Source organism: Amycolatopsis alkalitolerans (assembly GCF_006152065.1).
Lineage (GTDB): Bacteria > Actinomycetota > Actinomycetes > Mycobacteriales > Pseudonocardiaceae > Amycolatopsis_E > Amycolatopsis_E alkalitolerans.
Genome location: NZ_VDFW01000010.1, coordinates 162,870 through 175,761, shown reverse-complemented (window position 1 = coordinate 175,761; position 12,892 = coordinate 162,870). Strand labels below are relative to the sequence as shown.

Annotated in this window: 13 protein-coding genes; 9 read left to right on the top strand and 4 right to left on the bottom strand. The window is 71.3% G+C overall.

Annotated features, from left to right (window positions below):
- Positions 1-86: 86 nt before the first annotated feature.
- Positions 87-1,163 carry a glycosyltransferase gene (locus FG385_RS14515; protein WP_139097232.1) on the top strand — a complete coding sequence of 359 codons (1,077 nt, stop codon included), beginning with the start codon at positions 87-89 and terminating at the stop codon, positions 1,161-1,163.
- Positions 1,160-1,885 (top strand): polysaccharide deacetylase family protein, encoded by a 726-nt coding sequence (locus FG385_RS14510; protein WP_139097231.1) that lies wholly within the window; start codon positions 1,160-1,162, stop codon positions 1,883-1,885. The genes FG385_RS14515 and FG385_RS14510 overlap by 4 nt, the downstream gene beginning before the upstream one ends.
- Here FG385_RS14510 and FG385_RS14505 read toward each other — a convergent pair.
- From FG385_RS14505 to FG385_RS14495, 3 genes are read right to left on the bottom strand one after another with little or no spacing between them, the layout of a single operon-like run.
- Entirely contained in the window at positions 1,861-2,817 is a 957-nt protein-coding gene (locus tag FG385_RS14505) for a M56 family metallopeptidase (RefSeq protein ID WP_200834453.1), read from the bottom strand. The genes FG385_RS14510 and FG385_RS14505 overlap by 25 nt on opposite strands.
- Positions 2,818-2,822: 5 nt before the next feature.
- On the bottom strand, positions 2,823-3,200 hold the full coding sequence (locus FG385_RS14500) for a BlaI/MecI/CopY family transcriptional regulator (protein ID WP_139097230.1): 378 nt from the start codon (positions 3,198-3,200) through the stop codon (positions 2,823-2,825).
- A 9-nt stretch (positions 3,201-3,209) separates the two neighbouring features.
- The gene (locus FG385_RS14495) at positions 3,210-3,842 is read right to left on the bottom strand and encodes a TetR/AcrR family transcriptional regulator (protein WP_139097229.1); all 633 of its coding nucleotides are present in this window, start codon (positions 3,840-3,842) and stop codon (positions 3,210-3,212) included.
- Positions 3,843-3,917: 75 nt separating this feature from the next.
- Between FG385_RS14495 and FG385_RS14490 the strand changes: the two genes are divergently transcribed.
- Positions 3,918-4,772, top strand: a complete 855-nt coding sequence (locus tag FG385_RS14490; protein WP_235022571.1) for a sterol desaturase family protein — start codon at positions 3,918-3,920, stop codon at positions 4,770-4,772.
- 1 nt (position 4,773) lies between these two features.
- Here FG385_RS14490 and FG385_RS14485 read toward each other — a convergent pair whose 3' ends face one another.
- Positions 4,774-5,046: a hypothetical protein gene (locus tag FG385_RS14485; protein ID WP_139097228.1), complete on the bottom strand. Its 273-nt coding sequence runs from the start codon at positions 5,044-5,046 to the stop codon at positions 4,774-4,776.
- A 233-nt stretch (positions 5,047-5,279) separates the two neighbouring features.
- On the opposite strand from FG385_RS14485, the gene FG385_RS14480 reads away from it, so the two are divergent.
- From FG385_RS14480 to FG385_RS14455, 6 genes are all read left to right on the top strand, one after another.
- Positions 5,280-6,287, top strand: coding sequence for a LysR family transcriptional regulator (locus tag FG385_RS14480; protein ID WP_139097227.1), 1,008 nt, complete (start codon positions 5,280-5,282; stop codon positions 6,285-6,287).
- A 57-nt stretch (positions 6,288-6,344) separates the two neighbouring features.
- Complete coding sequence (locus FG385_RS14475; RefSeq protein ID WP_139097226.1) at positions 6,345-7,874, top strand: 4Fe-4S dicluster domain-containing protein; 1,530 nt, start codon at positions 6,345-6,347, stop codon at positions 7,872-7,874.
- Between the two features lie 28 nt (positions 7,875-7,902).
- Positions 7,903-10,767 (top strand): molybdopterin-dependent oxidoreductase, encoded by a 2,865-nt coding sequence (locus FG385_RS14470; protein WP_235022570.1) that lies wholly within the window; start codon positions 7,903-7,905, stop codon positions 10,765-10,767.
- Positions 10,764-11,870 (top strand): P-loop NTPase, encoded by a 1,107-nt coding sequence (locus FG385_RS14465; protein ID WP_139097225.1) that lies wholly within the window; start codon positions 10,764-10,766, stop codon positions 11,868-11,870. Before FG385_RS14470 ends, FG385_RS14465 begins: the two co-directional genes overlap by 4 nt.
- A gap of 86 nt (positions 11,871-11,956) precedes the next feature.
- Complete coding sequence (locus FG385_RS14460) at positions 11,957-12,286, top strand: ArsR/SmtB family transcription factor (RefSeq protein WP_139097224.1); 330 nt, start codon at positions 11,957-11,959, stop codon at positions 12,284-12,286.
- A 69-nt stretch (positions 12,287-12,355) separates the two neighbouring features.
- Positions 12,356-12,673 carry an ArsR/SmtB family transcription factor gene (locus FG385_RS14455; RefSeq protein WP_200834452.1) on the top strand — a complete coding sequence of 106 codons (318 nt, stop codon included), beginning with the start codon at positions 12,356-12,358 and terminating at the stop codon, positions 12,671-12,673.
- Positions 12,674-12,892: the final 219 nt, after the last annotated feature.

Below are 12,892 nucleotides of genomic sequence, written 5' to 3'. Positions count from 1 at the left end.
GCGGTTCCAGGGCCGCCTGCTCCTGTGGCATGCGGCCCACGGGCCCCGCCCGGTCCGTTATTACTACAGTGGTGTAGAACTACGACATGGCTGTAGAAGTTCGGGCCGTGGTGATCTCCGCGCGGATCGGTGCGGGGCACGACGGCGCCGCCGCGGAAGTGGCGCGGCGGCTGCGCGCACGCGGGTTCGCGATCGATCGTCATGACTATCTCGATCTGCTGCCGGGCCGGCTGGGGCAACGGTTGTGCGACGCGTACCACCGCGAGCTCGAGATCGCCCCGGGTAGCTGGGACTGGCTGCTCGGCGCGCTGGGCCGCCCGCCGCTGGCCGGGATGGCCAAGGCCGCGTCGAGGCTCGCGTCGCCGAGACTGCGTGAGGTGCTCGACCCGATGCCGGATCTGGTGGTCTCGACCTATCCGCTGGCCAGCCAGGCACTCGGTGCCTTGCGGCGGCGGGGTGAGCTGACCGCGCCGCTGGCGGTGTACCTGACGGATCCGTCGGTGCACCGGCTGGTGGTGACCGAGCATGCCGATCTCCACCTCGCGCCGAACCGGCACGCGGCGCAGGCGGCGCGGAGGCTCGGGGCACCCCGCGTGGTGGTCGCGCGACCGGTGGTGGCGCCGGGGTTCCGGCCCGCCTTGCCCGGTGAACGAGATCGGGCGCGCCGGCGGTTCGGGCTCGCGGGGCAAGAGCGGTTCGCGTTGGTGGTGGCCGGCTCGTGGGGCGTCGGTGAGGTGGAGGGCATCACGGCCGACGTGGCGGCCACGGGTGCGGCGCAGCCGGTGGTCGTCTGCGGCCGCAACGACGCGCTCGCGCAGCGGTTGCGGCGGGCGGGCGTGCCCCGAGTGCTCGGCTGGGTCGACGACATGCCCGCGCTGCTGCGGGCCTGCGACGTGGTGGTCCAGAACGCCGGTGGCCTCACCACGCTGGAAGCGCTCGCGTCCGGGCTGCCGGTGATCACCTACCGGTCCCTGCCGGGGCACGGTCGCGCGAACGCCCGGGTCCTGGACGAGATCGGTCTCGTGCCGGCCGTGCCCGATGCCGGCGCGCTCGCGGACGCGCTGCGGTCGGCTCGTTCACCCGGCCTGCCGGACGGGGTGGATCCGGCGGAGTTGCTGGCGGCGCTGGTGGGTGAGGCCGTCGAGGAGGTGTCGGCCGCATGAGGACCGTCGCGGGAGTCGCGTCCGTGCTCGCGGGTGCGGCGGTGATGCACGCCGCACCCGCCGCGGCGTTCGTTCCGCCGCTGCGTGACCGGTTCTTGCCGCGGCTGGCCGGTACCGGCGACCCCGATCATGTCGCGCTGACTTTCGACGACGGGCCGAACCCGCTGTCCACACCGCATTTCCTGCGCCTGCTCGACGCGCGCGGGGTGCGGGCCAGCTTCTTCCTGCTCGGCGACCAGGTCGCGCGGGCGCCCCGGCTCGCGGCGGAGATCGCCGGGGCGGGACACGAGATCGGGGTACACGGCTGGGTACACCGGTGCTTGCTGCGCTACGGCCCGGGGCGGGTGTACGACGAGCTCGCCCGCGCCTGCGAGGCGATCGAGGACGCCACCGGCCACCGTCCACAATGGATACGGGCACCCTACGGGGTGTTCAGCACGCCGTCACTGGTGGCGGCGCGGCGGCTGGGGCTGACCCCGGTGCTGTGGACGTGCTGGGGTTTCGACTGGACGCGGCGCGCGACCGCCGGTTCCGTACGGCGCACCGTGCTGAAGGATCTCCGCGGTGGCGGCACGATCCTGCTGCACGACTCCGACCACGCGGCCAGTCCGGGCGCGTGGCGCTCGGCGCTCGGCGCGCTGGGCCCGCTTCTCGACGAGTGCGAGCGGCGGGGGCTGCGGGTCGGCCCGCTGGCCGATCACGGGCGTGGCCATCCGTCGTGATGATGGTGGACCGGCGTGATGCTGGCCACCTCGATGCCGGCGTGCAGATCGGCGGCCGCGTCGAGGCTTGCCACGGCCGACCACAGGGCGATCGCGAAGGTCAGCGCCGCGGCGGCGCCCGCCACGAACCGCCAGTCCAGCCGGGGCGCCGGGGGGTGCAGCAGCGCGGCGACCCTGCGCGGCACCGGGCCGCCCGTCGCCGCCGGTGCGGGGGCCTCGGGCATCCTCCCCGCGAGCGCGGCCTTCGCGATCGCCGAGGCCACCACACGCCGGCTCCCTACCCGGCGGCAGGCTTCCTCGTCGGCGTGGCGTTCCAGCACGAACACTCCTGCCGAGCGCAGCGGCCACAGCAACGGGTTCAGCGTGGCGGAAAGCCACAGCACCGTCAGGAACACGTGATGGCGCCCGCGCAGGTGCGCCCGTTCGTGCGCGAGCAGCGCCCGCCGCTCGGCCGTGGTCAGCGCGTCGAGCATCGAGCGCGACACGACGATCCGCCCGCCGCCCCGCCACGGCACAGCCAGCGCGAGGGGTGCCATATCCGGCAACACGACGAGGCCCGCCCGCGCGGGCACCTGGCCGACGGACCGGACAACCCCGCGCAGCCACCGGAAACGGCCGACCGCACTGACCACTGTGGACACCGCGATCGCGATGAGCAGGACTCCGCTCAACGCCTCCACCGGGATACTCGCGATCTCCAGCCCGCGCAGCTTGGCCGGGGACCACTCACCGAGGCGAGCGACGAGCGGGATCAGCGACAGTCCCGCCAAGGCCAGCACACACAACGCGGCGGTGCTCGCCGCCGCGAGGGCCAGCGCCCCGCCGGTGATCAGCCACATCGCGGGGCGAGGGCGCGCCCACGCGGTCACCAGGCGCGCCAGCGGCCAAGCGGTGAGCGGTAGCAGCAGGGGGACATACACGCCGGGGTCCACGGGCGTCAGTCTCCATCCGGGTCCCGCAGGGCGGCGCGCAGGGTCTCCTCGTCGGCGCTGGACAGGTTCGACACGAACCGCGCCAGCACGCGCGCTCGGTCGGGATGCGCGTCGAGCAGCTTGCCCATTCGCCGGGCGGCGAGGCCCGCCTCGTCCTCCACCGGCGCGTAAAGGTAGGACCGGCCCTGCTTTTCGCGCGTCACCGCGCCTTTGTCGGACAGCCGCGTCAGGATCGTCACGACGGTGGTGTAGGCGAGGTCGCCGCCGAGGCCTTGCTGCACGTCGGCCGCCGTCATCGGGCCACGGCGGTTCCACAGGGCCGCGAGCACCTCGGTCTCCAGCTCACCCGGGCCCCGCCGGTGCCCGCCTCTCAGCCGTGCCATCGTCTCAATCTACAGGACTGTAGAGGGTCTCGCGCCGATGCTGAAGATCGCGGTGATGATGCGTTCCCAGCGTGCGGTCAGGTCCTCGACGGTTTCCTCGGGATGCGCGATCGCCCAGCCGACCACCGCGTCGACGATGGCCGTCCACACCGTGGCGAGCGCGTCGACGTCCCGCGCGTCGTCGTCGCCGAGCGCGCCGAGGAAACCGGCGACCCCACTGACGGCGAAGTCGGTGAGATGGCGGCGGTAGTGGCTGATGAGCGAGCCGGTTTCGCCGGACCTGGGCGCGGTCGGGTCGTAGAACACCCGCCACGCCGCGCGCTGCGGGCCCAGCGTCTCGAAGATGCCGTTGAGCACCTTGATCGGGACGGAGAACGGGGCGTCGCCGCCGTCCAGTTCGGCCCGGATACGGGCGACGAGCGGCTCCGCGATGCGGCGGAAGCACGCGAGGTAGAGGTGCTCCTTCGTGTCGAAATGCTGGTAGATCAGGGCTTTGGAGATACCCGCGGTGCGGGCTATCTCGGCCATCGACGCGCCGGCGAAGCCGTGTTCGGCGAATTCGGCCGTCGCCGCCGCGACGATCTCGTGCCGCCGGTCGGCCTGCGGCATCCCCTTGGTTCCCAGCCCTGCCGCCGTTGACATGGTCCTGAACTTACCCTACGGTCACTTCACGCGAAGTGACCGTAGGGTCATATCGATGATCCGGGAGGACGGGCCGTGTCGCCGTGGGACCAGTTGAACGAACCGGTGACCTATGCGATCCCGTTCTTCATCGCGGCGCTCGTCGTCGAAATGCTGTCGCTGCGGGAACCGGGCTCCGAGCGCAAGGGCTATGAACGGACCGATGCGCGCAACAGTCTCGTGATGGGCGTCGTCTCGCTGATCTTCAGCGGGAGCGCGCGAGTGCTCGCCCTGTTCGGTTATGCCCTGCTCTACGTCGTGTCGCCGTTCCGGCTCGATCCGCACGACTGGCGGGTCTGGGCCGGCGTGGTGATCGCCGTCGACCTGCTGTGGTACGTCTACCACCGGATCTCCCACCGGGTCCGGCTGGTGTGGGCGGCCCATCAGGTGCACCACAACAGCCGGTATTTCAACTACTCCACCGCCTTGCGGCAGAAGTGGAACCCGTGGTTCGAGATCCTGGCCTGGACACCGCTGCCGCTGCTCGGCGTGCCGCCGTGGATGGTGTTCACCGCGTTCTCGGTGAACCTGATCTACCAGTTCTGGGTGCACACCGAGACCATCGGGAAGCTGCCCCGGTGGTTCGAGTTCGTGTTCAACACCCCTTCGCATCACCGGGTGCACCACGCGAGCGATCCCGAGTACCTCGACAAGAACTTCGGCGGCATCCTGATCATCTGGGACCGGATGTTCGGCAGCTTCCGCGCGGAGACGTTCCGGCCGACCTACGGCCTGACCAAGAACATCGACAGCACCAACGTGCTGACCCTGCAGTACTACGAGTTCGGCGCGCTGTGGCGCGATCTCCGTGCGGCACGCGGGATCCGCGCTCGGCTGGGCTACGTGTTCGGCCCGCCCGGCTGGGAACCCGGCTCCCTGCCGGGCCGGTAGCTCAGCCGAGTTCGGACGACACGACGGCCGGAAGTCCGCGAAGGCGCGCGAGCAGGAGTTCGATCTCTTCGCCGGGCGCCATCACGGTGCAGATCATGGCGCTTTCCCTGACCCCGTCGCGGATGTCGACGGACAGTTCGTGCACGGCGCAGCCCTGCTTCGCCAGCGCGCCGACAAGGCACGGGATCTCGGTGACGCCACCGAGGAAGTAGGTCGCGATCCGGCGCCGCACGAGCAGCGCGGGGCGGCGGGGTGGGGCGGTGGTGGAGGACATGGCGGATCTCCGAAGGCGGGAAACGGATGGATCCGGGCCAGGTCCCGAGAATGCGATGTCGCCGGCGGTGCGCGCCGGCGACCTGGTTCAGCCGGCGCGCCTGCTTACGACTCGCTTGGACGTCAGATGGCGCGGCACCGCGACAGGCTAACACGACGATCGGTTGTTCGCGCCGGCGATGGGATACATTGGCGGTTGTCCAGGGCAGTGGTCCGGTCTGGAAGGTGAGCCTCATGCCCGCACTGCACCCGGACGGTCACCGGGAAGCCGAAGAAGTGCCCGCGCCCCAGTTGCGGCCGCCGTTCGCGCGGCTGTCCTCGCGCGTGCCGGAGATCGGCGCGCTCGAACTCTTCCTGTCGGTCGCGCGGTTCGGCAGCCTCGGCCAGGCCGCGCGCGAGCACGGCATCTCGCAGCCGGCGGCGGGCTCGCGTATCCGCAACCTGGAACGCGTGCTGGGGCTGGCGTTGATCGAACGGTCGGCCGCCGGTTCCCGGCTGACGCCCGAGGGGGCGATGGTCGAGCAGTGGGCGCGTGAGGTGGTCCGCGCCGCGGCCGGCCTGGATGCCGCGGCCGCCGCGCTGCGCGCGCAGCACGAGCGCCGGCTGCGGATCGCCGCCAGCATGACGGTCGCCGAGTACCTGATCCCGGGCTGGCTGACCGAACTGCACGCCCGGCGGCCACGGGCCACCGTGGCGCTGCAGGTCACCAACTCCACCGAGGTCGCCCGGCTCGTCGCGAGCGACGCCGCCGACATCGGGTTCATCGAGGGACCCGAAATGCCGGAGGGGCTGCAATGCCAGGTCGTGGGGCACGACCGGCTTCGGCTCGTGGTCGCGCCCGGGCACCCGTGGGCGCGGCGGCGGCATCCCGTGGGCGCCGCTGACGTGGCCACCACCGCGCTGGTCGCCCGCGAGCCCGGCTCCGGCACGCGCGAAACCGTCGAAGCCGTGCTCGCCGAGCACGGCCCGCTTGCCGGTCCGCTGGTCGAGCTGTCCTCGACGACCGCGATCAAGGCGGCGGTGGAGGCCGGCGTGGGCCCGGCGATCCTGAGTTCGCTCGCGGTGGCGGCGGAGCTGGCCGACGGGCGGCTCGTGGGCGTCGAGATGGCCGGAATGGAGCTGAACCGGGTGCTTCGCGCGGTCTGGCCCGCCGGGCGGCGCCTGACCGGGGTGCTCCGCGATGTGGTCGCGGTGGCGAGGTCGGGCGGGCGGCAGCCAGGCCGGGTCCAAAGCTCGGCTTAGGGGTCCCAAAGCCTGCTATGGGCCCCCAGGCGTGGCCGCGCGACCTACGGTTACCGCATGCGATATGGCTTCGCGATCGATCAGCGGACATGCGTCGGCTGTCATGCCTGCACGGTCGCCTGCAAGACCGAACACGAGGTGCCGGTCGGGCAGTTCCGGACGTGGGTCAAGTACGTCGACTCCGGCGAGTTCCCGGCGACCACGCGTGACTTCGGCGTCATGCGGTGCAACCACTGCACCGATGCCCCGTGTGTGAAGATCTGCCCGACGAAGGCCCTGTTCACCCGAGAGGACGGCATCGTCGATTTCGACCGCGACCGGTGCATCGGCTGCAAGAGTTGCATGCAGGGATGCCCCTACGACGCGATCTACATCGACGAGGACACCCACACCGCGGCGAAGTGCAACTTCTGCGCGCACCGGGTCGACGCCGACCTGGAACCGGCGTGCGTGGTGGTCTGCCCGACCCACTCCATCTGGGTCGGCGACCTCGACGATCCGGAGTCCGGGATCTCCCAACTGGTCCGGACCAATCCGGTGAGCGTCCGCGCGCCCGAGCAGGGGACCGGCCCGAACGTCTTCTACCTCGGAGCCGACCGCGCGGTGCTCGACCCGCTCGCGGCGCCCGTGTCCGACGGCTACATCTTCTCCACGCCCGATCCGCACCGGGCCGAGGTGGCCGCGGATCTGCCGACCGACCCGGTGACCCGGGCGAGGACCACGCTGAACACCGCGCACCCGCGCCCGTGGGGCTGGCGCGTGACCACGTACCTGTGGACGAAGGCGGTGGGCGCCGGCACGATGATGCTGGCCGCGCTGGCCCAGCTGCTCGGCGTCGATCTGGGCTGGATCGGCACCGTGCTCGCCCCGGCGGCCGGCGTGGCCGGGGTGGCGCTCACCGGGCTGCTGCTCGTAACCGACCTCAAGCGGCCGGAGCGGTTCCTCTACATCCTGCTCAAGCCGAACCCCAGGTCGTGGCTGTTCTGGGGGGCGGTGGTGCTTGCCGCCGGGGCCGCGGTGTTCTCGGCCTGGCTGCTGCTCGGTGTGCTCTCCATGGCAGGGATCGGCATCGGGGCGGCGCTGACCTGGCTGGCCGTGCCGGCGCTGCTGGCCGGGGCGATGGTCACCGGCTACACCGCGTTCCTCTTCGGCCAGGCCGAGGGCCGCGATCTGTGGCAGTCGCCGCTGCTGTTCTGGCACCTGGTCGTGCAGGCCGTGATGGTCGGCGGCGGGGTGCTGGTGATCGCCGCGGTCGCCGGGGACGTGACCGGCCCGGCGCGCACGCTGCTGGTCGCCGCGTTCACCACGGCCACCGCCGTGCACATCGGGATGACGCTGCTGGAGTACCTCGGCCGTCATCCCACCACGAACGCCGCCGCGGCGGCGGAGATGGCGGTGCGCGGCCGGTACGCGCGGACGTTCTGGGGTGGCGGCATCGCGCTGGCCGCGGTGGGCGCGGTGCTCGCCGGGATCGGCTGGGCGGGCCCGCTGGCCGCCGCCGCGGTCGCCGGCGTGGTCGTGCAGGTCGCGCTGCTGGCCTACGAGAGCGTCTTCGTCCGTGCCGCGCAGGACGTTCCCCTGTCTTAACCAGAATCATCTTCAGGAGGCAGTGCCCGTGACCCGCATCGTTCCTGAGCGTCCGTCGGCCGCTCACACGGAACCCGTCGAACTTCCGGGGGAGCGCACCCACGAGCGCCTGCGCAACTACCCGCCGCCCGAGCAGTGGGACGACGTCGTCGCCTACGACGCGAAGGCGCATCCGCGCAAGGTGCCGCGGCACTACATGCTCGTCCCCACGACGTGCTTCAACTGCGAGAGCGCGTGCGGGCTCCTGGCGTATGTGGACAAGGAAGACTTCTCCCTCAAGAAGGTCGAGGGCAACCCGGCGCATCCCGGCTCGCGCGGGCGCAACTGCGCCAAGGGACCGGCGACGATCAACCAGGTCAACGATCCGGAGCGGATCCTGCACCCGTTGCGCCGCACCGGTGCTCGTGGCGGCGGCGAGTGGGAACGGGTCAGCTGGGACGAGGCGCTGGACGACATCGCCGCCCGGATCCGCAAATCCATTGTGGACGGACGGCACGAGGAGGTCATGTACCACGTCGGCCGTCCCGGCGAGGACGGCTTCGCCGAGCGCTTCCTGCAGGCCTGGGGCGTCGACGGGCACAACAGCCACACCAACGTGTGCTCGTCGGGCGCGAGGCTCGGGCAGACGCTGTGGGGCGGCTACGACCGCCCTTCGCCGGATCACGCCAACGCCAAGGTGATCCTGCTGCTGTCCAGTCACCTCGAGACCGGGCACTACTTCAATCCGCACGCCCAGCGGATCATGGAAGGCAAGCAGGGCGGCGCGAAGCTGGTCGTGATCGACCCGCGCATGTCGAACACCGCGTCCCACGCCGACGTGTGGCTGGCCCCGTGGCCGGGCAGCGAGGCGGCGATCCTGCTGGCGGTGGCGTCCTACCTGCTGCGCACGCGGCAGATCGACGAGCCGTACCTGCGGCGGTGGTTCAACTGGCAGACCTACCTCGCCCGCCGCCACCCGGACCGCGAACCGACCTTCGAGTCCTTTCTGGACGCGCTGGAAGCGGACTATGCCGAATACACCTTCGAGTTCGCGGCGGACGAGGCGCAGGTGCCCGCGGCCCGGATCGAGGAGATCGCGAAGCTCGTCGCGTCCAGCGACCACCGCCTCGCGGCACACGTCTGGCGTTCCGCGGCGGCCGGCAACCTCGGTGGCTGGCAGGTCGCCCGCACGCTGTGGTTCGTGCTGGCGCTGACCGGCTCGATCGGCACGGTCGGCGGGACCAGCCCGAACGGCTGGGACAAGTTCATCCCGCACGGCCCGAACATGCCCCCGTCGCACGATCACTGGAACGAGCTGGCCTGGCCGGCCGAGTACCCGTTGTCGTGCAACGAGCTGTCCATCCTCCTGCCGCATTTCCTGCAGGAGGGCCGAGGCCGGCTGTCGGTGTACTTCTCGCGCGTGTTCAATCCGGTGTGGACCTATCCGGACGGGTTCAGCTGGATGAAGACCCTGCGCGACACCGATCAGGTCGGGCTGCACGTGGCGTTGACACCGACCTGGTCGGAGACCGCGGAGTTCGCCGACTACGTGTTGCCCACGGGCAACGCGGTCGAGCGGCACGACACCCACTCCTACGAGACCCACGCCGGAAGATGGCTCGGGTTCCGCCAGCCGGTGCGGCGGGTCGCGCTGGAGCGCGCGGGCCATCCGGTCGCCGACACGCGCGACGCGAATCCCGGCGAGGTGTGGGAAGAGAACGAGTTCTGGTTCGACCTGTCCTGGCGGATCGATCCGGACGGCTCGCTCGGCATCCGCAAGTACTTCGAATCGCCCTACCGGCCGGGGGAGAAGATCACGGTCGACGAGTACTACCGGTGGATCTTCGAAAACCAGGTGCCCGGGCTGCCGGACAAGGCCGCCGCCCAGGACATGACGCCGTTGCAGTACATGCGCCGCTACGGCGTCGTCGAAGTGCAAAGCGACATCTACCGCGCCGACGAACGGCCCCTGACCGCGGCGGAGCTCGAGGGTGCCGAACCCGACGCCGAAGGCGTGCTGCGCAAGCCGTCCGACCTCGACTCGACACCACCGCTGGTCGGCGAGGCCGGCGCGGTCGGCCTCCAGCACGAGGACGGCACGACGACGGCCGGCTGGCTCACCCCGTCACGCAAGCTCGAGGTCTACTCCACCTCGATGGCGGACTGGGGCTGGGAGGACCAGGCGACGCCGGGCTACATCCGCTCGCACGTCGCCCGGTCCGAGATCGACCTCGACAAGGGTGAACTGGTCCTGGTGCCGACGTTCCGGCTCCCGACGCTGATCCACACCCGGTCGGGGAATGCCAAGTACCTCAACGAGATCTCGAACTCCCACCCGCTCTGGCTCAACTCGCGGGACGCGGCCAGGCTCGGCGTGCGCACCGACGATCTGGTGCGCGTGTCCACCTCGATCGGCTACTTCGTCGCCCGCGTCTGGGTCACCGAAGGAATCCGGCCCGGGGTGTGCGCGCTGTCGCACCACATGGGACGGTGGCGGTTGCAGGACCAGGAAGGCAGCCGCTGGGTCTCCGGCCTCGTCGACATCACCCACCCCGACGGCGACGAATCCTGGCTGCTGCGCTACAAGGGCGGCGTGGCGCCCTTCAAGTCCGACGACCCGGACTCCTCGCGGATCTGGTGGACCGACCCCGGTGTGCACCAGAACCTGGCGTTCGGCGTCCAGCCGGACCCGTGGTCGGGGATGCACTGCTGGCTGCAGAAGGTCCGGATGGAGGCCGCACACCCCGGAGACCAGTACGGCGACGTGTTCGTCGACACGCGACGCTCGATCGAGGTCTACCGGGAATGGCTGGCCATGACCAAGGCGACCCGCGGCCCGGGCGGTCAGCGGCGGCCGGAGTTCCTCATGCGCCCGGTCAAACCGAAGCGGCGCGCGTTCCGAGTGGCCGAATGAGCATGCTGGCCGCCCGGTCCGTGGACGCCGGCGAGGCCAGGGCCGCGGCAGGTGCCGTGCTCGAACCCGAGGCCGGCGTGCCACTGGCCGACCTCGGCCTCGTCGATGACGTGTCGGTGCACCCGGGCGGCCGCGTCCGGGTGCGGGTGCACCTGCTCACCCGGGACCATCCCTCGGCCGACGCGCTCGCCGAGGCGGTGCGGGCCGCCGTGTCGAAAGTGAGCGGGGTGCGCCGGGCGTCGGTGGATCTCGCGCCCCTGCCGGAACGGGCGCGGGCCGAACTGGGGGACCGGCTCCGGGCGGGATCACCGCCCGCGGGCCGCACCCCCCGCATCTACGCGGTCGCGAGCGGCAAGGGCGGGGTCGGCAAGTCCACGATCACCGCCAACCTGGCCGCGGCGCTGGCCGCCGCGGGACAGCGGGTGGGGGTGCTCGACGCGGACGTCTGGGGCTACTCGGTGCCGCAGCTGTTCGGGGTGCGGCGCAGCCCCATCGCGATCGGCGGGGTCATGCTGCCGGTGCGCGCGCACGGGGTCCGGCTGATGTCGACCGGGTTCTTCGTCTCCGAGGATCAGCCGGTGGTGTGGCGGGGTCCCATGCTGCACAAGGCACTGGAGCAGTTCCTCGCCGACGTGTGCTGGGGTGAGCTGGACGTGCTGCTGCTCGACCTGCCACCCGGCACCGGCGACATCACGCTTTCGTTGCTGGAGCTCGTCCCCGACGCCGCGCTGCTCGCGGTGACCACCCCGCAGGCCGCGGCGAGGGCCGTGGCGGCCCGGGTCGTCCGGATGGCGCGCGACGCGCGGATGCCGGTCGCCGGTGTGGTGGAGAACATGTCGGCCGCAGTGTGCGCGCACTGCGGGGACAGCACACCGCTGTTCGGCGAAGGCGGCGGCGACGCGCTGGCCGAGCAGGCCGGCACGGAAGTCCTCGGGCGGGTACCGCTCGACCTGCCGCTCCGGGAGGCCGGGGACGAGGGTGTGCCGGTGGTGCTGCGGTCGCCCGGCGTGCCGTCCGCGGTCGAGCTCACCCGCATCGCGGCCACGCTGCCGGTTGCACGCCGCAGCCTGCTCGGCAGGTCGCTGCCGCTGATGGTGAGATAGGGCATTTCGCGCGTTCGCTTGGAATCCGGCTGCTCAGGGTAATCTGGGGGTAGCGTTGGTGAGAGCTGCGGGCGGATGGAGCTGGTGTGAGAAAGACGGACCGGGCGGAGCTGACCGAGCTGCATGCCCGAATCTGCAAGGCGCTGGCCGATCCGACAAGGCTGCTCATCATCAATGAGCTGCGGGACGGGCGGCGCTCGGTCGGCGAGATCGCCGACGAGCTGCGTATCTCGCAGCCCAATGCCAGCCGGCATCTCGCCGTCCTGCGCGACCGGGGAATCGTGGCGACGGAACGCGCCGGCAGCACGATCTTCTACGCCCTGACCAGTGACAAGGTCGTGGCGGCCGTCGACCTGCTGCGCGAGTTCATGGCCGAGGAGCTGGGCGCGCGCGGCAGGGCCAACCTGGCCGGATGACCTCACGGATTCCAGCTGGGTCCGCGAGGCCGCCGCTAAGCTGTAACGCGAGGGCCGGGAGGCGTTGTCGTGCACGTCGAAGCGCAGGAGATGTACGAGCTGTACGCGCGTGTGTGCAAGGCGATCGCCGAACCCATGCGGCTATCCATCATCGACGAGTTGCGAGACGGCCCCCGCACGGTCGGTGAGATCGTCGATGCACTGGGCACCTCCCAGCCGAACGCCAGCCAGCACCTGAGGATGCTGCGCGATCGCGGCATCCTGACCGCCCGCCGCGACGGCAACAACGTCTATTACGCGCTGACGAGCCAGAAGGTCGTGCAGGCCCTGGATCTGCTCTGCGAGTTCATGCGCGAGCAGCACGCCCCCGGCCGCCGCGCCAGCTGAGCCCAGCTGCGTGTTTTGCGTCTGGAGTGCGGCGACCGGCCCCAGTTGATCATGGGTGAAACCAGGGCGTGCTGTATGCGGGCCTGGCCCGTGGCCGTGTGGACATCGAGTGGTTGCGCGACGCCGCGCTAGCCGGGCCGCTACCGCCCGAGTCCTGCGCCGCTGGACCCCGCTGCACACACCGCACACGGTGGGCCGGCCACGCCGCCATGGCAGCGA

Coding starts and splice junctions, on each gene's coding strand:
- FG385_RS14515 (WP_139097232.1), top strand. CDS start 87: ATGGCTGTAGAAGTTCGGGCCGTGGTGATCTCCGCGCGGATCGGTGCG.
- FG385_RS14510 (WP_139097231.1), top strand. CDS start 1,160: ATGAGGACCGTCGCGGGAGTCGCGTCCGTGCTCGCGGGTGCGGCGGTG.
- FG385_RS14500 (WP_139097230.1), bottom strand. CDS start 3,200: ATGGCACGGCTGAGAGGCGGGCACCGGCGGGGCCCGGGTGAGCTGGAG.
- FG385_RS14495 (WP_139097229.1), bottom strand. CDS start 3,842: ATGTCAACGGCGGCAGGGCTGGGAACCAAGGGGATGCCGCAGGCCGAC.
- FG385_RS14485 (WP_139097228.1), bottom strand. CDS start 5,046: ATGTCCTCCACCACCGCCCCACCCCGCCGCCCCGCGCTGCTCGTGCGG.
- FG385_RS14480 (WP_139097227.1), top strand. CDS start 5,280: ATGCCCGCACTGCACCCGGACGGTCACCGGGAAGCCGAAGAAGTGCCC.
- FG385_RS14475 (WP_139097226.1), top strand. CDS start 6,345: ATGCGATATGGCTTCGCGATCGATCAGCGGACATGCGTCGGCTGTCAT.
- FG385_RS14465 (WP_139097225.1), top strand. CDS start 10,764: ATGAGCATGCTGGCCGCCCGGTCCGTGGACGCCGGCGAGGCCAGGGCC.